The sequence below is a fragment of the Rossellomorea sp. RS05 genome (assembly GCF_039822645.1).
Taxonomy (GTDB): domain Bacteria; phylum Bacillota; class Bacilli; order Bacillales; family Bacillaceae_B; genus Rossellomorea; species Rossellomorea marisflavi_B.
The window spans coordinates 349,554-372,562 of record NZ_JBDKWY010000003.1 but is presented as its reverse complement, the minus strand read 5'-3'; the positions used below and the strand labels follow the sequence as shown (position 1 = coordinate 372,562).

Sequence of the window (23,009 nt, the reverse complement as noted above, 5' to 3'; positions counted from 1 at the left end):
TCACTTTATGTGAGTAAGATCCCTGAAAGATGATCAGGTAGATAGGTCAGAGGTGGAAGTGTGGCGACACATGGAGCTGACTGATACTAATCGATCGAGGACTTAACCAAAAGTAAGACGAAGGAGGCGCTTCGCGTCTCCCGGACTGGACGATACGCCGGTAATGATTGACTATCAACCCTTTATCTAGTTTTGAAAGAACAATTCTTTCAATGGAATACCTGTCTGGTGACATTGGCGAAGAGGTCACACCCGTTCCCATGCCGAACACGGAAGTTAAGCTCTTCAGCGCCGATGGTAGTTGGGGGATCTCCCCCTGTGAGAGTAGGACGTCGCCAGGCGGTACATACGGAGGATTAGCTCAGCTGGGAGAGCATCTGCCTTACAAGCAGAGGGTCGGCGGTTCGATCCCGTCATCCTCCACCATAGTTTTTTCACGAAGCGTTAGCGAAGTGAAAATAACTTACCGTAAAGAAGCTTTAACCTTTGCAATGTAGCTAAGGCAAAGCAAAAAGAATACACCATACACCTTGCCGGTGTAGCTCAACTGGTAGAGCAACTGACTTGTAATCAGTAGGTTGGGGGTTCAAGTCCTCTTGCCGGCACCACTTTTTTTATGTTTAATTGTATTTTTTATAGGGCATAACCCTATTAGGTAATCAGCACGAGCCATTAGCTCAGTTGGTAGAGCATCTGACTTTTAATCAGAGGGTCGAAGGTTCGAATCCTTCATGGCTCACCATTTATATCATGCGGGTGTGGCGGAATTGGCAGACGCACCAGACTTAGGATCTGGCGCCGCAAGGCGTGGGGGTTCAAGTCCCTTCACCCGCACCATATGCGGAAGTAGTTCAGTGGTAGAACACCACCTTGCCAAGGTGGGGGTCGCGGGTTCGAATCCCGTCTTCCGCTCCATAATTGCCCTAGCCGGGGTGGCGGAACTGGCAGACGCACAGGACTTAAAATCCTGCGGTAGGTGACTACCGTACCGGTTCGATTCCGGTCCTCGGCACCAGTGAATTTCATATATGCGCCCGTAGCTCAATTGGATAGAGCGTTTGACTACGGATCAAAAGGTTAGGGGTTCGACTCCTCTCGGGCGCGCCATGATCGGGAAGTAGCTCAGCTTGGTAGAGCACTTGGTTTGGGACCAAGGGGTCGCAGGTTCGAATCCTGTCTTCCCGACCACTTTCTTTGGGGCCTTAGCTCAGCTGGGAGAGCGCCTGCTTTGCACGCAGGAGGTCAGCGGTTCGATCCCGCTAGGCTCCACCATTTATAATGTTAGAGAACCAGGAAATACTCGTTTTACGAGGCGGTGTAGCTCAGCTGGCTAGAGCGTACGGTTCATACCCGTGAGGTCGGGGGTTCGATCCCCTCCGCCGCTACCACTAGGGACCTTTAGCTCAGTTGGTTAGAGCAGACGGCTCATAACCGTCCGGTCGTAGGTTCGAGTCCTACAAGGTCCACCATAGTTCTCACCATACGGAGGAATACCCAAGTCCGGCTGAAGGGATCGGTCTTGAAAACCGACAGGGGTGTCAAAGCCCGCGGGGGTTCGAATCCCCCTTCCTCCTCCATATTTTTCATCTTTTATCGTCGCGGGGTGGAGCAGTTCGGTAGCTCGTCGGGCTCATAACCCGAAGGTCGCAGGTTCAAATCCTGTCCCCGCAATACCATGTTGATCCGTTAGGATCGGGATGTAGTGACTGCAATACATATGTAATGATCTTTCTTTTCGCTAACGCGAATACTATTGATAGCTATTTTGCTATCGCAGCATATTGATCTTTATTTTCGCTAACGCGAAAAAAAGTTGGTCCGGTAGTTCAGTTGGTTAGAATGCCTGCCTGTCACGCAGGAGGTCGCGGGTTCGAGTCCCGTCCGGACCGCCATTTATATTTTATTAAGATGCGGCTCAGTAGCTCAGTTGGTAGAGCAATGGACTGAAAATCCATGTGTCGGCAGTTCGATTCTGTCCTGAGCCACCATATGTTCATGGCGATTGTGGCGAAGTGGTTAACGCACCGGATTGTGGTTCCGGCATTCGTGGGTTCGATTCCCATCAGTCGCCCCATTTTTTTTGCGGGTGTAGTTTAATGGTAAAACCTCAGCCTTCCAAGCTGATGTCGTGGGTTCGATTCCCATCACCCGCTCCATTTTTATTTGTGGGCCTATAGCTCAGCTGGTTAGAGCGCACGCCTGATAAGCGTGAGGTCGGTGGTTCGAGTCCACTTAGGCCCACCATTTTCATTATTCCGCAGTAGCTCAGTGGTAGAGCTATCGGCTGTTAACCGATCGGTCGCAAGTTCGAGTCTTGCCTGCGGAGCCAATATGGGGAAGTACTCAAGTGGCTGAAGAGGCGCCCCTGCTAAGGGTGTAGGTCGGGCAACCGGCGCGAGGGTTCAAATCCCTCCTTCTCCGCCATAAAAAGCGGCCCATTGGTCAAGCGGTTAAGACACCGCCCTTTCACGGCGGTAACACGGGTTCGAATCCCGTATGGGTCATAATACGAAAAAGATGTGTCGAGGAAATCTTCGACACATCTTTTTTTTGCATGGATTGGCATTGATTTTTATATCTACCTGGTTTCAACTTGTAATGCGTTTGAAATTTTTAAAATATTTCGACAAATAACGACAAACAAAAGGATAGAAATGGGATGAAAACCTTGTCATTCGAGGGTTTCATCCTTTTTTTGGTGTTTTTCGTGGTGAGCTAACAAATATTGTCGCAAATGGGAGATGATGAAATGAAGGAATTCTTATATGATGAAAGAAATAAGTAAGGAGATTGATGATGGTAGGTGAGGATATGGACACGTTGTCCCTAACAGATTATGACGTTTTTTTGTTTCATGAAGGGAATATGCAGCATGCCTATCGTTTTATGGGGTGCCATGTGAAAGCAGGCATTTCAACTGATTTTTGCGTTTGGGCTCCCGAGGCAAGATCGATTTCAGTGGTTGGTTCTTTCAACAACTGGAACGGAAGGGGATTTGAGCTTAAGAGGATCAATCAGGAAGGTGTATGGATGATCCGGGTTGATGAAGACTTGACCGGCTCAACGTATAAATATGAGATTGTGACTGCTTCAGGAGAACGTAGGATGAAAGCTGATCCATATGGGTTCTCCTCTGAAGTCAGACCGCGAACTGCAAGTGTGGTGTACGACCTTGAAGGGTTTAAGTGGAGCGATCGCGATTGGATGAAGGTGAAAGAGAAACATAATCGATTTGATCAACCAATGTTCATATATGAAGTCCATTTGGGAACATGGAAAAAGAAGAGGGATGGCAGTTTTCTTACCTATTCAGAGCTCGCGGATGAACTGATTCCGCACGTGAAGGAACACGGCTTCACCCATATTGAAATCCTGCCGGTGACCGAGCATCCATTCGATCGTTCGTGGGGCTATCAGGGGACAGGCTATTATGCTCCCACAAGCAGATATGGTTCACCCCATGAGTTCATGGCGTTTGTGAATGAATGCCATGCTCATCAAATAGGCGTCATCATGGATTGGGTACCCGGTCATTTTTGCAAGGATGCCCATGGACTGTATCAATTCGATGGATCCTTTGCCTATGAATATGCCCGGGATAGTGACCGTGAGAATCATACATGGGGGACGGTCAACTTCGACCTCGCAAAAGGAGAAGTAAGGAGCTTTCTCCTATCCAATGCCCGTTTCTGGATGGAGAAGTACCACATCGACGGGTTCAGGGTCGACGCCGTGGCGAACATCATTTATTGGGCGAATCAGGGGGAGTCGGCTGCGAATGAGGGGGCACTGGAATTCCTTAAACGGTTGAACACATCCGTGTTTCAGTTTGACCCTTCCTTTCTGATGATGGCGGAGGATTCCACCGATTGGCCCCAGGTCACCTCTCCGGTTCACTACGGGGGGCTTGGCTTCAGCTATAAGTGGAACATGGGCTGGATGAATGATGTGCTCACCTACATGGAAGCGACACCGGAAGAAAGAAGAGGGCTTCATTCCCTCATCACGTTCTCCATCCTCTATGCGTTTTCGGAAAACTATATCCTGCCTTTCTCACATGATGAGGTGGTCCATGGGAAGAGGTCATTGCTGGATAAGATGCCGGGGGATCATTGGCAAAAGTTTGCCCAGTATCGGTTGCTCCTTGCGTTCATGACAGGTCATCCGGGTAAAAAGCTTCTGTTCATGGGAAGTGAACTGGCTCCGTTTGCCGAATGGAAGGACCTGGAACAGTTGGACTGGCATTTGATGAGTTACGATTTTCATCACAAATTCAACTCATATTTCAAAGAAGTGCTGCATCTATATAGAGGTGCAACACCGCTTCACCAGTGGGACCATCGGAGTGACGGTTTTGAATGGATCGATGTCAATAATGCCGATCAGCAGATCTTCTCCTTCATCAGGCATTCAGAGGGAGAGCATCTGGTCATCATCTGTAATTTCAGCAAGGATGCCTACCACCACTATAAGGTGGGCGTACCCCTTGTGAAAGCATATCAAGAGATCTTGAACAGCGATGAAGAACGCTTTGGAGGCTCACATCAAATCAATCCCCACCCCCTTCTTGTCACGAAAGGGGCCTATCACGGGAAAGAGGGATCAATTGAAATGACGATACCGCCTTATGGAGCTGTTTATTTAAAACCAATCATATGAGGGGAGATGCTAGCATGGGTAACGGCAAATGTGTGGCAATGTTGTTGGCAGGAGGCAAAGGGAGCAGGTTGAATTCATTGACGAAGAGCCTGGCGAAACCGGCGGTGCCCTTTGGAGGCAAATACCGTATCATCGACTTCACATTGAGTAATTGTACGAATTCCGGCATTGATACAGTGGGGGTTTTGACTCAATATCAACCGTTGGTATTGAATTCGTATATCGGGATCGGCAGTGCGTGGGATCTCGACCGACGGAACGGGGGGGTCACGGTGCTTCCTCCTTATGCAGAATCCTCCGAGATGCGGTGGTATACAGGGACGGCCAGTGCGATCTTCCAGAACGTGAACTACATCGAGCAGTATGATCCGGAATATGTGCTGATTCTTTCAGGAGATCACATTTACAAAATGGATTACAGCAAGATGCTCGATTATCATATCGAAAAGAAAGCGGACGTCACGATTTCGGTGATTGAGGTCGGATGGGATGAGGCGAGCAGGTTCGGTTTGATGAATACCGATGAAGCCATGAGGGTGACCGAGTTCGAGGAAAAACCGCCGTTCCCTAAGAGTAATCTGGCTTCCATGGGCATCTATATCTTCAACTGGTCACTTCTGAAAGAATACCTGGAGATGGATGACCGCAATCCACGCTCCACACATGATTTCGGAAAGGACGTCATTCCCCTTCTCCTTGATGAAAAGAAAAAGCTGATGGCTTATCCGTTCGAAGGCTACTGGAAGGATGTCGGCACGGTCCGGAGCCTATGGGAGGCCAATATGGATCTCATCGATGAAAAAAATGAACTGAATCTTTTCGACCTGGACTGGAGGGTCTATTCGGTCAATCCCAATGAACCGCCTCAATATATCTCGGAAGATGCCCATGTGGAAGGATCGTTGATCAATGAAGGATGCACGATCGAAGGGACCGTTGAAAAATCCGTGTTGTTTCAGGGAGCTTCTGTGAAGCGTGGAGCCCATGTCACCCGTTCCGTCGTCATGCCGGGGGCAGAAATCGGCGAGAATGCGTATATCGAGCAGGCGATCGTGCCTCCTGATGTGGTGGTGCCGAGTGGCATCGTCATCATGCCTGAGGAAGAGTCGGATGAAATCATACTGGTAACGGAATCGGTTCTATCGGCATTACTCGAACAGGAAGAAGTTTGATCATCTACTTAGAGGAGGAGTTCATATGAAAAACACCCTGTTAGGCGTCATTGATGCGACCAGTTATTACGATTCACTCGAAGACTTGCTATTGCACCGTTCGCTTGCGGCCCTTCCGATCGCCGGCCGCTATCGCCTGGTCGATTTCGTCCTTTCAAATATGGTGAATTCAGATATCGGATCCGTCGCCATCTTCCCTAAATACCAGTACCGTTCCCTCATGGATCATCTCGGATCGGGGAAAAACTGGGACCTGAACAGAAAGAGGGACGGTTTGTTCTTCTTTCCGGTTCCGGGACTTGAAAGGAACGATGAAACGATCGGATCGTTCAATCATTTTGCCCATCACATCGATTATTTCACCCGCAGCACACAGGAATATGCCCTCATCACCAACTGCTATACGGTGTGCAATATATCCTATCGTCCGGTCCTTGACCGCCACGTCCAGATCGGATGTGATATCACGGAAATCCGGCATGGGGGATCGTCCCTTCATATGTATCTGATCAAAAAAGCCCTTCTTGTCGATCTGATCAAAACCCGCCATCAGACAGGGTATACGTGCATGAATGACGTGGTGGAAGATATGGAGAGCGGTCTGAAGGTATGCGGATATGAACATCAAGGCTTTGTGGAGAGGATCGACTCCATCGACAAGTATTTTGAAACAAGCATGAATCTCCTTGAGCTTGATCAGTGGAGGGAGCTGTTCAAGAAAGACCTGCCCATCTACACAAAGGTAAAGGATGAGCCGCCGACACGCTATACGAGCGAAGCGGGCGTCAAGCACAGCATCATCGCCAATGGCTGTTTCATAAAAGGTCATGTGGATCATTCCATGATCTTCAGGGCGGTGAAGGTGGGAGAAGGAACCACGATCAAGAACTCCATCATCATGCAGAAAAGCCAAATCGGCCGTGATTGTGTATTGGAAAATGTCATCCTTGATAAAGATGTAAAGATCGAAGATGGAGTTAGACTCATCGGGGACCCGGAACAACCCATCGTCGTCCGTAAAGGCATGGTCCAGGGAGCGCTGATGAACTCGTGAAGGTATTATTTGCAGTTTCTGAGTGTGTACCATTCATCAAATCGGGTGGGCTCGCGGATGTTGCCGGTGCCCTTCCGAAAGAACTTCGTAAACTTGGAACCGATGTGAGGGTGATCCTCCCTAAGTATGGGGGGATCTCCGCTCATTTTAAGGACCAGATGAGGAAGATCAAGGAGTTCACCGTAGCCGTGGGATGGAGGCAGCAGTACTGCGGGATAGAGGAATACAGGGAAAATGGGGTCACCTACTACTTCGTCGACAACGAATACTACTTTGCCCGGGACCGATTATATGGATTCGTTGACGAAGGGGAGCGGTACGCCTACTTTACCCGGGCCGTACTGGAAGCCATCGGTGAACTGGAGTTCTATCCGGACGTCATCCATTGCCATGACTGGCATACCGCGATGATTCCATTCTTGCTGAGGACCGAGTATCAGGACCGCGGAGGATATGCCTTCATCCGCACGGTTTTCACCATCCATAATCTGCAGTTCCAAGGGATCTACCCTTTCAGTGTGATGACAGATCTGCTGGGCATTCCCCAGCGTTACGCCCATCCTGATTACCTGGAATTCCATGGGTGCATGAATTTCATGAAGGGAGCCCTCATTTCTGCCGATATCATCACGACAGTCAGTCCTACATATAAAGACGAAATCCTACAGCCTTACTACGGGGAACGTCTCGATGGAGTCCTGAAACTCAGGGAGCGGGAGCTGGTCGGGATCGTCAATGGGATCGACGACGGGGAATACGATCCCGGTCAGGGGGATCATCCATTCTTCAGTGGCAATCTTCACGGCAAAAAAACCAATAAAGAGCAGCTGCAGGAGCGGTTGGACCTTGAAAAACGGGATGTCCCTGTCATCTCCATCATTTCACGTTTGACTGCCCAGAAGGGACTCGATCTCATCAGGGCCGTGCTTCACGAAATGCTCAAGGAGGATGTCCAGTTCATCGTCCTTGGTTCGGGTGACTGGGAGTATGAGCAGTTCTTCAGGGAAGCAGCTGCTGCGAACCCGGATAAGGTCAGGGTTCAGATCGGATTCGATGAAGCATTGGCCAAACAGATTTACCGTGGGTCCGATGTATTCCTCATGCCTTCAAGGTTCGAGCCGTGCGGCCTTGGGCAAATGATCGCCATGAGATATGGTGCGCTTCCCCTCGTCAGGGAGACGGGGGGATTGAATGATACGGTGCATTCGTATGATGAAGAATCGGGAAGCGGAAACGGCTTTTCGTTTGCGAATTTCAACGCCCACGATATGTTGTATACGTATCGCCGCGCCATCCGTCTCTACGGACAGGAAGACGTGTGGGCAAGGATTGTGAAGAATGCGATGGAAACCGATAACAGCTGGGCTCAATCAGCATTCAAATACAATCAATTGTATTCAGATCTCACCTCGAGGAGTGAAAGTCATGTTTTCTAGCCAGGAGGAATTTAAGGAAGCTTATCTGAAGAAGTTGGAGATGACATCAGGTAAGGCGTTCCCCGACACCACTCTTCAAGATCGTTATGACACGCTCGGACAGCTGATCCGTGAGTACATCAGTATGAACTGGATCCAGACAAACGAGCAGTACCGCTATCAGAAGCAAAAACAGGTGTATTATCTGTCCATTGAATTTCTGCTCGGTCGCCTGTTGAGGCAGAATCTGATGAATCTCGGGATCTATGAGCTTGTGGAAGAGGGGCTTGGAGATTTGGGGATCGATTTGAAGGACATGGAGGATGTAGAGCAGGATGCCGCCCTCGGGAACGGGGGACTTGGACGACTGGCCGCATGTTTCCTTGATTCCATGGCCTCCATGGACCTTCCGGGTCACGGGTACGGCATCCGCTACAAGCATGGACTGTTTGAACAAAAAATTGTGAACGGTTATCAGATGGAGCTCCCCGAACAGTGGCTTCGTCATGGATATGTGTGGGAAGTAAGGAAGCCGGATCTTATGATGCAGATTCCGTTCTGGGGCCGGATTGAATCATCCGAGAAGGACGGGGTACCCTCATTCAGGCATGTAGATGCTGAAATCGTTGCTGCCGTGCCGTATGATCTACCCGTCGTTGGCTACGGAACGACAACGGTTAACACGCTGCGCTTATGGAATGCAGAGCCTTATGCCTATAAAGCCGGAAGGGACATGATGAAGTATAAGCGTGATACGGAGGCCATCACTGAATTCCTTTATCCTGATGATACACAGGATGAGGGAAAGGTCCTCAGGTTGAAGCAGCAGTATTTTCTTGTGTCTGCAAGCATCCGTACGATACTCGAGTCCTATCTCTCCAGGCACGGGAACTTGGCAAATCTGCACGAGCATGTGGCCATCCACATCAATGATACACACCCGGTACTCGCCATTCCTGAAATGATGAGGGTATTGATCGATGAGTACGGCATGGACTGGGATTCAGCTTGGGGCGTGACGACGAAGACGTTCGCCTATACGAACCATACGACCCTTTCTGAAGCACTGGAACGCTGGCCAGTGAGGATTTTTCAGCCTCTATTGCCGAGGATCTACATGATTGTCGATGAAATCAATGAGCGGTTTTGCCGTGATCTGTGGGACGCCTATCCGGGAGAGTGGGGCCGGATTGAAGGGATGGCCATCATCGCCCATGGGGAAGTGAAAATGGCCCACCTCGCCATAGCAGGAAGCCATAGTGTGAACGGGGTCGCAAAGATCCACACCGATATCTTGAAAGAACGGGAGATGAGTCTGTTCTATCAGTATTTTCCCGGGAAGTTCAACAGTAAGACAAACGGGATCACCCATCGCCGCTGGCTGCTAAATAGCAACCCTCCCTTGGCGTCGCTCATTCAATCGGCGATAGGAGACACCTGGATCAAGGATCCTTCCAGGCTTACCGAGCTTGAGTCCTATACTGCAGACTCTACATTCCTGGAGGACCTTCATAAGGCGAAGCAGTTGAATAAAAAGCGACTCGCTGATCGCATCCTTCAGACCAATGGGATCATGGTGGACCCGGATTCGATTTTTGATATTCAAATAAAAAGACTTCATGCGTATAAGAGGCAGCTTCTAAATATCCTCCACATCCTTCATCTTTTCAATAGATGTCAGGAAAACCCCGATGCGGATATTCCGTCGCGAACGTTCATATTCGGCGCCAAGGCTTCACCGGGGTATTATTATGCCAAGAAGATCATCAAGTTGATCCATTCGGTCGCTGATCTCGTTAATGATCACCCATCCGTCAAGGGAAGGATCAAAGTGGTATTCCTTGAGAATTACCGTGTATCCCTTGCAGAAGAAATCATCCCGGCAGCGGATGTCTCCCAGCAGATCTCCACGGCGAGCAAAGAGGCGTCAGGCACAGGGAATATGAAATTCATGATGAACGGGGCCTTGACCCTCGGCACATTGGATGGAGCCAATATCGAAATACAGGAACAGGTGGGGGATGAAAATATTTTCATCTTCGGTCTCAGGGCAGAAGAGGTAATGAAGCAGCAACAGGATGGCAGTTATTATTCCATGGAGTATTATCACCACGATGAGCGCATCAAGAAAATGCTCGACCAGCTGGTCGACGGCAGTCTTCCTGATGCGGGGGATCATTTTGAAACCATCTATGATTCGCTTCTCGCGGAGAATGATGAATTCTTTGTCCTGCGGGACTTCGATTCCTATGCCAAAGCTCATGAAAAGGTAGCTTCTGCTTACCGTGACCAGCAGTCGTGGCTTCGGATGAGCCTGATCAATATCGCCCGATCTGGATACTTTTCGAGTGACCGGACCATTGCTGAATATGCACGTGAGATCTGGAGGATCGGTGGGGTAGGCGTACGATAATCCTGCTGAATAACAATCGCCCGGATGCCAATGGCATTCCGGGCGTTTTGTTGTGAGCCTTAAGATTTCTTTTTATCTGATACGTAGCTGTCGCGTTCTTTATACGGGATGTCCCCGATGGTCGACTCCATGTCGTTCTCATCGAGCATATCCTCGTACTCTTCATGTGCCTTGGATGGATAGGCCCGCGTGTTCTTCCCATCCATATCCGTCCCGACGAAGGATTCCATATCTTCCGTGAACCCTTCCGTCTCGTCATCGTCTTCATAAAGATCGGAATAATCATCATGATCGCCTTGAAAGTCCGATGGTGTTTCCGATGTACCGAATCGGCCGACCTCCTGGAAGCTATCTTCTGTATCCCGCACCAGCTGTCCGGTTTCGTGGCGGAATTCCCCATTTACAGGTGGCTGAAGGATATCCTCTTCTGCAGGCCGGTCATCGACGATCGACTGGGCACTTGCATGGTCCTTGCAGTAAAGGGTCGTCGGTATGGCCTCAAGGCGTTCGAAAGGGATTTCTTTGCCGCACTCTTTGCAGGTGCCGTAGGATCCTTCATCCATTGCTTTCAAGGCATCGTCGATTTTGTTCAGTTCTGATTTTGAATGCTCGTCCAGTGCGAAATCTTTTTCACGCTCGTATAATTCCGAACCCATATCTGCAGGGTGGTTATCATAGAGGGAAAGCTCCCCCCCATTTTCGTTATCTCCAGTGTTGGCGGGATTTTCTTCCCTGTCATCCAACTGTCCCTGGATATGATTCTTCTGGTCCATCAATTCTTCTTTCAGCTTTTGCTTTTCCTGGGTTGAAAGCATATATGTCACGTCCTTCATAGAGTTCGATTTGTTCTTCATCGTACTCATACTTTAACCGAAACAGGGTCTGTTAAAACATGAATCCTTGTGAAGTGTGCGGGGAATGGGCCTTTTCTCCACCCAACATCAGGTTTTATAACGCTTTTGGTTTCTCAAAAGGGGAAAAAGGGTTTATTATATAATAGGGATAAATAATGATTCATATCCATGACTTCGTTGACACACCCTATACTCAGGTGTATCTTGTAATGGATTTGAAAACTGTAAGTGATTGTCTGGAGGAATTCAATTGGTTACAATCCAGAAGACCAATATAGATCAAGCATACGATGCAGCCTTACTGAAGGCTCAACAAATCAATCATCCCGTGCTGCTGAGCATGGTGGAAGAAACAGGGGCCTTGGATCCACTTTCTTTCTATCATGCCGGTGGCAGGGTTTTTAAAGGAGAACGCTTTTTATGGAAGGATCGCGATCAAACGATCTCCCTCATAGGGGCAGGCTCTTCATATGATCTTTCTTCATCATTGAAAGAGGGGGAGCGCTTTTTTGCCATCGAGAAAGAGTGGAAGCGCTTCATATCTGATGCGGTGGTGGTATCGAGGGAAGAGTGGCCTGGAACGGGTCCCCTTGCATTCGGAGGTTTCCGTTTCGATTCTGCCAATCCTGCTTCTGAAGAATGGACGGGATTCAATGAAGGGTCCCTCCGCATCCCGAGATATATGCTTACGAAGGCAGGAGAAGCCAATTATCTGACGGTTAATGTCGTTTGCCTACCGGATGGAAGCGGCCCTTCCCTGCAGCATTGCCTTAAAGAAAAAGATCGGTTGTTGATGATGGCGTCGGAGCCGGCGAGCCATGAGGACCCTGGTGAGATGTCAGCAGAGGATATCCGCCCGCTTGAATGGAAGCAGTCCGTCCGCAATGTGGTCGACCGCTTGAAAACGGGGGAAATGGAGAAAGTCGTCCTTGCACGGAAAACCAAGGTATCCTTCAGCGATGAAGTTACGTCCGACTTCGTCCTTGATAACCTTTGGAAACAGCAGCCTGACAGTTTCATCTTCAGTTTTGAGCAGGAAGGAAGCTGTTTTATCGGAGCGACTCCCGAGCGTCTTGTGAAAAAGGACGGGGAAGAGATCCTTTCCACCTGTCTGGCAGGTTCGATTGCAAGGGGGAGCGACCTTGAAGAAGACGAGCGTCTTGGAAGGGAACTCCTGGAGGACGATAAAAACCGGTATGAGCACCAGCTCGTGGTCGATACGATCCGTCAGGCACTGTCCTCCGACTGTGAACGGCTATCCATACCAGAAGAGCCTCAGCTCATGAAGCTGAAGGATATCCAACATCTGTACACCCCGGTCAAGGGAACGGCACCATCCGGCCTGTCGATCCTGACGCTAGTGGAAAAGCTGCATCCGACTCCGGCCCTTGGAGGTGTCCCGCGTAAGGAAGCCATGCAGGTGATCCGGGAAGAAGAGCAGATGGACAGAGGCCTCTATGCAGGGCCGGTCGGATGGATGGATGCATATGGAAACGGAGAGTATGCCGTCGCTCTTCGCTCAGGACTCTTGAAGGGGGATCACGCCTTCATTTATGCAGGCTGCGGGATCGTTGCCCATTCGGACCCCGACAGTGAGTTCAAGGAGACGCAAATGAAATTCCGTCCGATGCAGCGGGCATTAGGGGGAAATCTGATATGAACGAACATCAGCAGCGCTTGACCGATTATCTTGTAGCATTCATAGATGAATTATCCAGGAACGGAGTAGACGAAGCCGTCATCAGCCCCGGCTCCCGGTCTACTCCTTTGGCGTTATTGCTCACCCATCATCCGCGCATCAAGACGTATGTGAACGTGGACGAGCGATCTGCCGCATTCTTTGCCCTCGGCATCGCCAAGGCAAAACGGAAGCCGGTCATCCTTGTCTGTACGTCCGGGACCGCAGCAGCGAACTATTATCCTGCCGTCATTGAAGCACGGTATGCCAAAGTACCGCTCCTTGTCTTGACGGCCGACCGCCCCCATGAGCTGAGGGAGGTCGGTGCGCCACAGGCCATCGACCAACTTGACCTCTACGGAAGGCATGTCAAATGGGCAGTCGATATGGCCCTTCCTGAGTCGGGTCAGGAAGTCTTGCGGTATGCCCGCTCAGCGGCAGTGCGGGGCCTCGGTATGTCGATCGGGGAACCTCACGGACCGGTGCACTTCAACTTCCCGCTCAGGGAACCACTCATTCCCGACCTGCGGGAGGATCTCTTTGAAGAAGGTACGGCAAAACGCGTCTATCAGGGTGAACGCACGCTCGCTCCTGATCAAGGGGAAGAACTGGAGAAGGTCTTGAACGAACGAAACCGGGGCATCATCATTTGTGGTCCGGGTATGAGTCCGGACGGCATTCAAGCTGTCGCAGACTTCGGAAGGGCAAAGGGATTTCCGATCCTCGCCGATCCGCTGTCGAACATGAGGAGCGGAAAGCATGGGACAGATGGTATCATCGATACTTATGACACGTTCCTGAAAGCCGGTACCGTCGGGGAAGACATGAAACCGGACCTGATCATCCGTTTCGGTGCCATGGCCGTGTCTAAACCCCTCATGCTGTTCTTGAAAGGGCTGGAGGATGTCCCTCAACTCGTCATTACCCGTGGAGAAGAGTGGCAGGATCCTACGGGAAGAGGAACCCACTATGTTTATGCCCATGAACGTCATTTCTGTGATCGTTTTGCAAGAGAAGCTAAACAACGGGATTGGATTGAGAAGTGGATCAGACTGAATGAAAAGACGAAGGACCTCATGCAAGAGGTGACTGGAGAGTGGGATGAAGGCAAGGCTGTGAAGTGCCTCCTTGAAACCATTCCGGAGCAATCATCCGTTTTTGTGAGCAACAGCATGCCGATCCGGGATGTGGATACCTTCTTCTTTTCGAATGATCGCTCCATCGCTATCCACGCCAACAGGGGTGCCAATGGCATCGACGGTGTCGTTTCGACGGCACTTGGCATGAGCACGCAGTCACCTTCCACCTATCTGCTCATCGGAGATCTTGCATTCTTCCATGATATGAACGGATTGCTCGTTGGAAGGAAATATGGCTTGGATCTGACTGTCATCGTCATGAACAATAACGGTGGTGGTATTTTCTCCTACTTGCCTCAGGCAAAGGAAGGTGCGTATTTCGAAGAGCTGTTCGGGACTCCCATGGATCTTGAGTTCTCCCATGCCGCAGCCATGTACGGAGCGGATTACTCCCTAGTGAAGACAGAATCCGACTTCCTTCAGGCGCTTCGGCAGGCAGAGGGGACTAAAGGTCTGAAGATCATTGAAGTATTGGCGGACCGCCAGAAAAATGTAGATAATCATCGTAAAATGTGGGAATTTGTTTCCCGGGAAATACACGGTGGAGATCGTTCATGAAGGTGAATGAGATCGACTACTTTGTGAATATTAAAGGGGAAGGCCCTCCAGTAGTCTTCCTTCATGGATTTACAGGGGATAGTGAAACTTGGAACAGAGTCACCGATCGATTGGTCCAGCGCTTTACTTGTGTCACAATCGATCTTATCGGCCATGGAAGGACCGACGCTCCTCGAGATTTGGAAAAGTACCGGATGGACCAAGCCGTGAAGGATGTCGATTCCATACTCGCCCAGTGTGGAATCACTGAGGCAACCTTTGTCGGGTATTCCATGGGGGGGAGGGTGGCCCTTCATCTCGCCGTAACACGCCCGCACCTCGTTTCCCATCTCATCCTTGAGAGTGCGTCACCCGGTCTGTTGACGGAAGAAGAGCGGAGCGCAAGGCGGGAGAAGGATGCTTCCTTGGCGGAGCGGATCCTTCTACACGGAATGGAAGAGTTCGTAAACTTTTGGGAGGACATTCCGTTGTTCGAAACGCAAAAGCGCCTGCCAGCCACCGTCCAGGCAGAAATCCGTCAGGGCCGACTCGGACAACGTCCCATCGGTCTTGCCAACAGTCTGAAAGGGATGGGGACGGGATCACAGCCGAGCTGGTGGGACCACTTGTCCGCCATGAAAATCCCCGTCGATCTTTTGGTGGGGGAGCTCGATGAGAAGTTCGTCGGCATCGCCAAACGAATGAAAGAGCGCAATCCCTCGTTCACGATCACATCTTTTTCAGGGTGCGGGCATGCAATTCATGTGGAAGAACCGCAAAAGTTTGGTACAATGATAGAGGATTTACTACATAAAGGAGGAATTACAAATGGCTTTTGATTGGGTTTCAGAACGAAACTACGAAGATATTTTGTACGAAACGTATAATGGGATCGCAAAGATCACCATCAATCGTCCGGAAGTGCGCAATGCCTTCCGTCCGAAAACAGTAACGGAATTGATCGATGCATTTGCTTATGCACGTGACGATTCCAAAGTTGGCGTGATCGTCCTTACAGGTGCAGGTGAAAAAGCATTCTGTTCAGGCGGAGATCAACGCGTACGCGGACATGGTGGATATGTAGGCGAGGATGAAATCCCTCGTTTGAACGTCCTTGACCTTCAGCGTTTGATCCGAGTGATCCCGAAACCAGTCATCGCGATGGTTGCCGGTTATGCCATCGGAGGCGGACACGTCCTTCACGTGGTATGTGATATCACGATTGCAGCGGACAATGCGATCTTCGGTCAAACAGGTCCGAAAGTGGGAAGCTTCGATGCAGGCTACGGTGCCGGGTATCTTGCCCGCATCATCGGACATAAGAAAGCGAAGGAAATTTGGTTCCTATGCCGTCAATACAATGCTCAGGAAGCATTGGATATGGGCCTTGTGAACACAGTGGTACCTTATGAGAAACTCGAAGAGGAAACCGTGCAATGGGCTTCTGAAATGCTCGAAAAGAGCCCGACGGCCCTTCGTTTCCTGAAGGCGTCATTCAATGCCGACACGGACGGGCTTGCAGGTCTTCAACAGCTGGCTGGAGATGCAACCCTCCTTTATTACACAACGGATGAAGCGAAAGAAGGACGCGATGCGTTCAAAGAAAAACGCAATCCGGACTTCGGTCAATTCCCTCGTTTCCCTTAATGGGACTTGCCTGGCGGATCTTTGGATCTGTCAGGTTTTTTTCTTACTGAACAATCAACAGAATGGAGAATGTACCATGACCACAGAAATGCTGCCTAATTGGTTGAAGCAGCGGGCCTTTTTGACTCCGGATCGCACGGCCGTAAGTTCTGGTGAACGCAGCCTCACTTTTCGTGAGCTCGATCATCAGGCAGAGGAGGCGGCGCAGCGCCTGAATCGGTTGTTGGACGGCACGAAGCCTGCCTTCATCGGCCTCATGATCAAAAACCGCATTGAATCCATCATTGCGGTCCACGCCGTGCAGCAGCTCGGTATGGCTGCCGTGATGCTGAATCATCGGCTCGGCGCTGGAGAATTGACCTTCCAAGTACGGGATATGGCCCTCACACACGTCATCCACGACGAGGACTTTGCAGAGAAGGCGGGCACCCTCGAGGTGGAGGGCATCGGTCTTTCCTTCCTGTTTACGGGAGACAAGCGCCCCTATGCTCCGAGGGACCATACAAATCTTGATGACACCTGCACGGTGATGTATACATCGGGGACAACCGGTTCGCCAAAAGGGGTCCTGCAGACGTATGGGAACCACTGGTGGAGTGCCATCGGATCCTCCTTGAATCTTGGCACCAGTGAGAAGGATGTATGGCTCTGTGCCGTCCCGCTCTTCCATATCAGCGGTTTCTCGATCCTCATGAGGAGCATCATCTATGGCATGGAGGTCAGACTCCACGAGTCATTCGACGAGGATGCCATCGACCTGGAACTGAAATCCGGGCGGGTGACCATCATATCGGTTGTCACGAACATGCTCCAGCGCCTCATGGGAAGGATCGGGGACGGGTATCACGAAAATCTCCGCTGCGTGCTTTTGGGAGGGGGCCCGGCTCCCCTTCCCCTTCTGCAGGCATGCAAGGACAAAGGAGTTCCCGTGTTCCAATCATACGGGATGACCGAAACCTCATCACAGATCGTCACCCTTTCACCGGAGTACAGCCTTTCGAAGCTTGGTTCTGCAGGAAAACCCCTTTTTCCATCCCAACTGAAGATCAAGGGAGCGGCAGCACCTCTGGAAGATGGAGAAATCATGGTTAAGGGACCGAATGTGACAATGGGCTATCATGAGCGCCCTGAAGCAAATGAAAAAAGTTTCGAAGATGGATGGCTCTTCACGGGTGATATCGGATATGTGGATGAAGAGGGGTTCCTTTATGTTCTCGACAGAAGATCGGACCTGATCATTTCCGGAGGGGAGAATGTGTATCCGGCTGAAGTCGAGAGTGCGCTGCTGGCGATCCCTGGCGTCACGGAAGCAGGCGTCATCGGCATGGATGATCCAGTCTGGGGGCAGGCTCCATGTGCCTTTCTTGTGACAGAACGTCCCATGACTGAAAAGGAGGTCATGAAGGGATGCAAAGCTGCCCTCGCTTCCTATAAATGTCCGAAACGGATCGTATTTGTCGGGGAGCTGCCGCGCAATGCTTCCAACAAGCTCCTCAGAAGGGTACTTAAAGAAAATATGCTGAAGGGGAAATACGATGAAGCTTAAAGCCATTAGATTATCCGTGGTCAGCATGCCGTTAAAAAAGCCGTTTAAGACCCATCTGCAGACGGTATCAGAAAGAGAAGGGATCATCATCGAAGCAGTGGATTCAGAAGGGATTACAGGGCTTGGTGAATGCGTGGCCTTCTCGACCCCGTGGTATACGGAGGAGACGGTCAAAGGGGCCCATCATATCCTGAAGGATGTCCTCATCCCCCTCTTGCTGAAAGCGGACCTTCGCCATCCTGAACAATGCGGGCGATTATTCAGCGGGGTCCGGGGGAATGCCATGGCGAAAGCATCCCTTGAAATGGCCGTCTGGGACCTCTATGCCCGTCAGTCCGGGCAGCCCCTCTGGGCCGTGATCGGAGGCACGAGGCAGGAAATGCTCGCTGGAGCCGTTGTGCCTGCAGGGAACACGGGGGAGATGGTCAAGCGGACATCTGAGCTGATGGAGGAAGGATACGGGCGGATCAAGATCAAGATCTCCCCGGGTGAAGACGAGGGGATCGTCAGGGAGCTGCGCAGGGCGTTCCCTGATCTGCCTCTCATGGCAGATGCCAATTCCGCCTACACCCTCCATGACCTGCCGGTTCTGCAGAAGCTGGATCAATACGGTCTCCTGATGATCGAACAGCCTCTTGGCGTCGACGACATCGTCGAGCATTCGATTCTTCAGAAAGAGCTTTCCACGCCGGTCTGCCTTGATGAAAGCATCGTCTCCCCCCACGATATGAAAAGCGCGATTGCTTTGCAGGCATGCGGCGTCGTGAACATCAAGCTTGGACGGGTAGGGGGATATTCCCAGGCACTTGATATTTATCATCAATGCCGTGATAGCGGGCTTTCCGTCTGGTGCGGCGGGATGATCGAGTTCGGCGTCTCCCGTGCCCATAATATTGTTTTATCCACCCTTGAAGGGTTCAACCTGCCAGGCGATCTCTCCTCTTCAGCTACCTACTGGGAACAGGATCTGATTACAGAGCCGATTACGGTGCACCACGGAAGGATCCCGCGGAAAAACGGAGCGGGCATCGGGGTGGAGCTGGATCAGAGGCGGATGGAGGAAATCACGTTCCACAAAGAAATCATCACGGAATAAAAGGAAGAGGGTAGGGAAAATGAGTATACGCAATTCAGCCAAGGCCCTGATCATGAAGGAAGGGGCGGTCCTGCTCACAAAAAATCAGGATGAATAAGGATTCTTCTATCTTTTCCCCGGTGGAGGACAGGAAAAAGGCGAAACACTGGAAGAAGCCGTTGTCCGCGAATGCCAAGAAGAGATCGGAAGCACGGTAAGGGTCGGTCCTTTGAAGCATGTGAGGGAATATATCGGAAAAAACCATGAGTATTCCTTCGATGCAGGATTTCAACAGGTGGAATTCTACTTCGAATGTCATCTCCTCGGTGAAGAGGGATACGAGCCGACGAATCCCGACAGCCATCAAGTAGGGATCGAATGGGTGAGGCTCGATGAGTGGGACGGTTTGCGAATTTACCCAAAAGCACTCGGGGAATACATAAAAGGACATCGCTCCGGGGTGTATGTGGGCGATATCAATTGATGGGGAGCAGATCAGCGATGATCTGCTTTATTCATGCAAAGGGAAAATCCTGATTTTTACACCCGGAAGTGGTTCATTATGATAAAATATACACCTGTCGTAATTTTCGGAAACTTAGGCTTCCGTGATCTCATGAGCATCTCTAGAGTAGAGTTGAAAAGGAGGGGTAGACATGAAGGAATCATCATCGATTGCCCTCGTCACCGGAGTGAGCCGCGATAAAGGAATAGGAGCAGCCATCTGCCGGATCCTTGCAAGGGACGGGATGGACATTTTCTTTACGCATTGGGGGGCATATGACGAGGAAGATGGATGCGGAAAAGAAGAAGATTTTCCTTCTGCCTTTGCAAGGGAGTTGGAAGCCCTTGGCGTGCGCGCCGCTCATTTGGAAGCAGATCTGAGCAAACAGGACGCACCGGCATTCATTTTGGAAGCCGCCACACAGAGCCTTGGCTTCCCCAAGGTGCTGATCCATAATGCCACTTATGAGTCGCCGACTGATTTCAGGACGATGAGGATGGATACGCTAGACATGCATTATCAGGTGAACAACCGTGGGCCGATCATGCTGTCGATGGAGTTTGCCAGGCGTTTCGAAGAAGTCTATGAGGGAGCAGAGGACGGGCGCATCGTATTCATGGTGTCGAAGGGCCCGGACCCGCATAATCTTGCCTACACGGCTACCAAAGGGATGCTGACGGCCATAACGGAGCCCCTGGCTACAGCACTTGCCCCGGTGGGCATCACGGTGAACAGCGTTGATCCCGGTCCGACCGATTCAGGATGGATCACGGATGAGATCAGGGAGAAGCTCCTGCCTCTCTTTCCGTACGGCCGCATCGGGACACCGGAAGATGCAGCACGCCTGATCCGCTTCCTGGCTTCTGAGGATTCCAGATGGGTGACGGGACAGGTGCTCCGTTCTGAAGGCGGATTTTTAGGAAAATAGAAAGGGGGCGTTAAGATATGGCTGAAAGAAGATATATCATTGAAGAGGTTGAACCGTTCGAACCCGAGATCGGCAGGCTGGTTTCTATGATGGAATACACAAGGTACACCACGCTTCGGGAAGTGGAAAGGTTGACAGTGAAGCAGCTCGATACAAAGGTCGAAGGCTGCGACAATACAATCGGTATGCTTCTTCTGCATATGGCCAGTGTGGAAGAAGCCTTTCAAATCATGACGTTCAGTGACAGGGACTTGAACGATGAAGAATGGAACCGGCTGGAAGCAGGGATTGACCTTATGCCAATCGAAGGGAATGAGCCGGATTTTTATGTGGACCGTCTGGATGAAGTGCGCAAGCGGACGAAGGCGTTATTCGCAGGGGTTGGGGATGAGTGGCTCGACAGGCAATCCCCATTTGGGTGGGATCATCCTGCCAATCACTATTTCAAGTGGTTCCACATGTTCGAAGATGAGCTCAATCATCGGGGACAGAACCGTTTGATCGTCAAACAGCTCAAGAAAATGGAGGCTAACTGATGTACGCGGTCGTCGCCGTCTTCAATCCCGAACTGGAGAGGGCAATCATCGAGGTGTGGGATGAGCTGAAGGAAAAGGGGATCAGCGCCTATGCGTCACAAGTAAGAGACCGGCGCCCCCATATCACTCTGGGAGACTTTCCACAGCTGGATCCGGTAAGGTTCTCTGAAGATTTCGTTCATCATTACCGAGATCATCCACCGATTGAGATTAGGCTTTCGAGCATCGGATCGTTCATCCGTACCGGGATCCTTTATTATTCTCCTGTACTTTCAGAAGAATTGGCTGCGCTTCATCGAGACTTTCACAGACAATTCATGCCCCCTGATGGAAATGAATCTTCCCTTTATCGTCCAGGGACCTGGATCCCCCACTGTACGATTGCCAATCGCCTTTCGACCTACGAGCAGCTGAAGGCATTTCAGCTCGTAAAGGATCGGGAAATCCCTCAAGGGACGATTGCGGGATTTCCCTCCTTGATCTGAGGGTACCGGGGGAAGCACCGGAGATTGCCACCGTATCCTTTGTTTGAAATTGAGCATACAAACGTGTTTTACCTAGAGTAAAACCCGAATTCATTTGTCTAGGATCAGGCAAGTGAATTCGGGTTTTTAAATGGTTTCATGGCCATTACGATTTCATTGTTCCCAGCGGTGTGCAAGGCGAAGACTCCGGCGGGAAGAGTGACTCCCCACAGACTTGCCGAGGAGGCTCACGGGCTACCCGCGGAAAGCGAAGTCTTGCACGGAAATCATGAGCGGTATGAAAAACCTACACATATCATGTTCGACATGAATAGGTACCTTTTTTGATTCAGTCTTCTTTTTGCCGCAAGTAGCGCTTATCATTCATGAACAAGCTCCAGAAGTAGACGAAACCTGGGAACAAGATGACAAATCCTGCGATGTAGGTGAAGAAGACGGCCCTGAAGGAGTCGGGATCTGTGAAGCCTGATTGGACGGTCACTTCCGGATAAATGATATACGGAAGATGGGCCTTGCCGTAGACGTAGCTCGCGATGACATATTGACAGATGACTGCAATGACGGCTACGCGGGGCATCCCCTTCATTCCTTCCTTATTGGTGGGAAGGAATAAGGCGGCTCCAGCGATCACAAACCCGAGAAGGGAAATGAAGAGCAGGTTACGATCCTCAAGCATCCGGTCATAGAGCCATGCCGCTTCGGATTTCATGGTCCACATGATCAAAAAGGCCATGAGGACGGAGATCGGGCCGATGATCATGGCATCCCTGCGGTAGACCTTGAAGGCTTCATACTCCTTCGACGTTTTGGAGTAGTCGGCTAGAAGCAGGGATGAAAGGAACAAGGTGCTAGCCACGGCAAAGCCGAAAAAGGCAAATTCATGCGGGCTGGTGAAAAGCTTCCCTAAATCCAGCTCCTGGCCGTTGTCGAAGTCGATGTACGAGCCGTGGGAAATCGGCAGAACGCTGATGATCAGACCCGGGATCAGGATCCCGGTGATCCCGGTGATGTAGGTCAGCGGTTTGTAATAGTCGTCCGCCACATGGGAGAACACAAGGAAGGCGCTTCGTATGGCCAAGAGTAGAAGGATCAGGCTCCCGGGGACTAGAAGGACCGTCCCGAGGGAGTAGGCGGCGCCTGGGAACATACTGTAGACAGCCACGACCAGGGCGACGATGAACGTATTGGTCACTTCCCAGGTCGGAGACAGATAGCGGTTGGCGATATTCGTCGCCTTTGTTTTTTCATTATTGATATAGAGCATCGACCAGAATCCGGCACCAAAGTCCATCGTGGCCATGACGGCGTAGATGAAAACGAATCCCCAGAGTATGATGATGGCTATGAGTGATTGGGTCATGAGTGC

General features: G+C 50.8%; 16 protein-coding genes, 21 tRNA genes, 2 rRNA genes and 1 pseudogene. 38 read left to right on the top strand and 2 right to left on the bottom strand.

The window, feature by feature from the left end:
- The 28 genes from ABJ225_RS11780 to ABJ225_RS11645 form a co-directional block, all read left to right on the top strand.
- Nucleotides 1-110, top strand: a 23S ribosomal RNA gene (locus ABJ225_RS11780); the annotation flags it as partial.
- Nucleotides 111-224: 114 nt separating this feature from the next.
- A 5S ribosomal RNA gene (gene rrf, locus ABJ225_RS11775) occupies nt 225-341 on the top strand.
- Between the two features lie 9 nt (nt 342-350).
- Nucleotides 351-426, top strand: a tRNA-Val gene (locus tag ABJ225_RS11770).
- A gap of 106 nt (nt 427-532) precedes the next feature.
- A tRNA-Thr gene (locus tag ABJ225_RS11765) sits at nt 533-608 on the top strand.
- A 58-nt stretch (nt 609-666) separates the two neighbouring features.
- Nucleotides 667-742, top strand: a tRNA-Lys gene (locus tag ABJ225_RS11760).
- A gap of 10 nt (nt 743-752) precedes the next feature.
- Nucleotides 753-837: transfer RNA gene (locus ABJ225_RS11755), tRNA-Leu, on the top strand.
- A gap of 3 nt (nt 838-840) precedes the next feature.
- A tRNA-Gly gene (locus ABJ225_RS11750) sits at nt 841-915 on the top strand.
- Between the two features lie 11 nt (nt 916-926).
- A tRNA-Leu gene (locus ABJ225_RS11745) sits at nt 927-1,015 on the top strand.
- 15 nt (nt 1,016-1,030) lie between these two features.
- Nucleotides 1,031-1,107 (top strand) — tRNA-Arg (locus ABJ225_RS11740).
- A 4-nt stretch (nt 1,108-1,111) separates the two neighbouring features.
- Nucleotides 1,112-1,188 (top strand) — tRNA-Pro (locus ABJ225_RS11735).
- Nucleotides 1,189-1,196: 8 nt separating this feature from the next.
- Nucleotides 1,197-1,272, top strand: a tRNA-Ala gene (locus tag ABJ225_RS11730).
- Between the two features lie 39 nt (nt 1,273-1,311).
- A tRNA-Met gene (locus tag ABJ225_RS11725) sits at nt 1,312-1,388 on the top strand.
- A 4-nt stretch (nt 1,389-1,392) separates the two neighbouring features.
- A tRNA-Ile gene (locus ABJ225_RS11720) sits at nt 1,393-1,469 on the top strand.
- A gap of 15 nt (nt 1,470-1,484) precedes the next feature.
- Nucleotides 1,485-1,577, top strand: a tRNA-Ser gene (locus ABJ225_RS11715).
- A gap of 20 nt (nt 1,578-1,597) precedes the next feature.
- Nucleotides 1,598-1,671 (top strand) — tRNA-Met (locus tag ABJ225_RS11710).
- A 144-nt stretch (nt 1,672-1,815) separates the two neighbouring features.
- Nucleotides 1,816-1,892, top strand: a tRNA-Asp gene (locus ABJ225_RS11705).
- 20 nt (nt 1,893-1,912) lie between these two features.
- Nucleotides 1,913-1,988, top strand: a tRNA-Phe gene (locus tag ABJ225_RS11700).
- A gap of 10 nt (nt 1,989-1,998) precedes the next feature.
- Nucleotides 1,999-2,074, top strand: a tRNA-His gene (locus ABJ225_RS11695).
- A gap of 8 nt (nt 2,075-2,082) precedes the next feature.
- Nucleotides 2,083-2,156 (top strand) — tRNA-Gly (locus ABJ225_RS11690).
- Nucleotides 2,157-2,167: 11 nt separating this feature from the next.
- Nucleotides 2,168-2,244, top strand: a tRNA-Ile gene (locus ABJ225_RS11685).
- 10 nt (nt 2,245-2,254) lie between these two features.
- Nucleotides 2,255-2,329: transfer RNA gene (locus ABJ225_RS11680), tRNA-Asn, on the top strand.
- Between the two features lie 4 nt (nt 2,330-2,333).
- A tRNA-Ser gene (locus ABJ225_RS11675) sits at nt 2,334-2,424 on the top strand.
- An 8-nt stretch (nt 2,425-2,432) separates the two neighbouring features.
- A tRNA-Glu gene (locus tag ABJ225_RS11670) sits at nt 2,433-2,504 on the top strand.
- A 292-nt stretch (nt 2,505-2,796) separates the two neighbouring features.
- Entirely contained in the window at nt 2,797-4,659 is a 1,863-nt protein-coding gene (glgB, locus tag ABJ225_RS11665) for a 1,4-alpha-glucan branching enzyme (protein WP_347320289.1), read from the top strand.
- A gap of 14 nt (nt 4,660-4,673) precedes the next feature.
- Nucleotides 4,674-5,831: a glucose-1-phosphate adenylyltransferase gene (locus tag ABJ225_RS11660; RefSeq protein ID WP_218247708.1), complete on the top strand. Its 1,158-nt coding sequence runs from the start codon at nt 4,674-4,676 to the stop codon at nt 5,829-5,831.
- Nucleotides 5,832-5,856: 25 nt separating this feature from the next.
- Nucleotides 5,857-6,885, top strand: coding sequence for a GlgC family sugar phosphate nucleotidyltransferase (locus tag ABJ225_RS11655; protein ID WP_347320287.1), 1,029 nt, complete (start codon nt 5,857-5,859; stop codon nt 6,883-6,885).
- Nucleotides 6,882-8,321 carry a glycogen synthase GlgA gene (gene glgA / locus ABJ225_RS11650; protein ID WP_218247710.1) on the top strand — a complete coding sequence of 480 codons (1,440 nt, stop codon included), beginning with the start codon at nt 6,882-6,884 and terminating at the stop codon, nt 8,319-8,321. The genes ABJ225_RS11655 and glgA overlap by 4 nt, the downstream gene beginning before the upstream one ends.
- Complete coding sequence (locus ABJ225_RS11645) at nt 8,311-10,713, top strand: glycogen/starch/alpha-glucan phosphorylase (RefSeq protein WP_218247711.1); 2,403 nt, start codon at nt 8,311-8,313, stop codon at nt 10,711-10,713. Before glgA ends, ABJ225_RS11645 begins: the two co-directional genes overlap by 11 nt.
- A gap of 59 nt (nt 10,714-10,772) precedes the next feature.
- On the opposite strand, the gene ABJ225_RS11640 is transcribed toward ABJ225_RS11645, so the two are convergent.
- Entirely contained in the window at nt 10,773-11,546 is a 774-nt protein-coding gene (locus tag ABJ225_RS11640) for a TraR/DksA C4-type zinc finger protein (protein ID WP_286188453.1), read from the bottom strand.
- A 271-nt stretch (nt 11,547-11,817) separates the two neighbouring features.
- Between ABJ225_RS11640 and ABJ225_RS11635 the strand changes: the two genes are divergently transcribed.
- The 10 genes and pseudogenes from ABJ225_RS11635 (at nt 11,818) to ABJ225_RS11590 (ending at nt 21,643) form a co-directional block, all read left to right on the top strand.
- Nucleotides 11,818-13,227 carry an isochorismate synthase gene (locus ABJ225_RS11635; RefSeq protein ID WP_286188454.1) on the top strand — a complete coding sequence of 470 codons (1,410 nt, stop codon included), beginning with the start codon at nt 11,818-11,820 and terminating at the stop codon, nt 13,225-13,227.
- Nucleotides 13,224-14,942 carry a 2-succinyl-5-enolpyruvyl-6-hydroxy-3-cyclohexene-1-carboxylic-acid synthase gene (gene menD / locus ABJ225_RS11630; RefSeq protein ID WP_347320284.1) on the top strand — a complete coding sequence of 573 codons (1,719 nt, stop codon included), beginning with the start codon at nt 13,224-13,226 and terminating at the stop codon, nt 14,940-14,942. Before ABJ225_RS11635 ends, menD begins: the two co-directional genes overlap by 4 nt.
- Nucleotides 14,939-15,760, top strand: coding sequence for a 2-succinyl-6-hydroxy-2,4-cyclohexadiene-1-carboxylate synthase (gene menH / locus ABJ225_RS11625; protein ID WP_347320282.1), 822 nt, complete (start codon nt 14,939-14,941; stop codon nt 15,758-15,760). Before menD ends, menH begins: the two co-directional genes overlap by 4 nt.
- Nucleotides 15,750-16,568: a 1,4-dihydroxy-2-naphthoyl-CoA synthase gene (menB, locus tag ABJ225_RS11620; protein ID WP_048007357.1), complete on the top strand. Its 819-nt coding sequence runs from the start codon at nt 15,750-15,752 to the stop codon at nt 16,566-16,568. Before menH ends, menB begins: the two co-directional genes overlap by 11 nt.
- A 76-nt stretch (nt 16,569-16,644) precedes the next feature.
- A complete protein-coding gene (locus ABJ225_RS11615; protein ID WP_347320280.1) occupies nt 16,645-18,114 on the top strand; it encodes an o-succinylbenzoate--CoA ligase in 1,470 nt (489 codons plus the stop codon).
- Nucleotides 18,104-19,210, top strand: coding sequence for an o-succinylbenzoate synthase (menC, locus tag ABJ225_RS11610; protein WP_347320278.1), 1,107 nt, complete (start codon nt 18,104-18,106; stop codon nt 19,208-19,210). Before ABJ225_RS11615 ends, menC begins: the two co-directional genes overlap by 11 nt.
- Before the next feature lie 19 nt (nt 19,211-19,229).
- Nucleotides 19,230-19,673, top strand: a pseudogene (locus ABJ225_RS11605) (NUDIX domain-containing protein).
- 172 nt (nt 19,674-19,845) lie between these two features.
- On the top strand, nt 19,846-20,622 hold the full coding sequence (locus ABJ225_RS11600) for an SDR family oxidoreductase (RefSeq protein WP_218247717.1): 777 nt from the start codon (nt 19,846-19,848) through the stop codon (nt 20,620-20,622).
- 17 nt (nt 20,623-20,639) lie between these two features.
- Complete coding sequence (locus ABJ225_RS11595; RefSeq protein ID WP_218247718.1) at nt 20,640-21,158, top strand: mycothiol transferase; 519 nt, start codon at nt 20,640-20,642, stop codon at nt 21,156-21,158.
- Nucleotides 21,158-21,643, top strand: a complete 486-nt coding sequence (locus ABJ225_RS11590) for a 2'-5' RNA ligase family protein (RefSeq protein WP_347320275.1) — start codon at nt 21,158-21,160, stop codon at nt 21,641-21,643. Before ABJ225_RS11595 ends, ABJ225_RS11590 begins: the two co-directional genes overlap by 1 nt.
- Nucleotides 21,644-21,971: 328 nt before the next feature.
- On the opposite strand, the gene ABJ225_RS11585 is transcribed toward ABJ225_RS11590, so the two are convergent.
- The gene (locus tag ABJ225_RS11585) at nt 21,972-23,003 is read right to left on the bottom strand and encodes a cytochrome d ubiquinol oxidase subunit II (protein ID WP_347320273.1); all 1,032 of its coding nucleotides are present in this window, start codon (nt 23,001-23,003) and stop codon (nt 21,972-21,974) included.
- Nucleotides 23,004-23,009 lie beyond the last annotated feature (6 nt).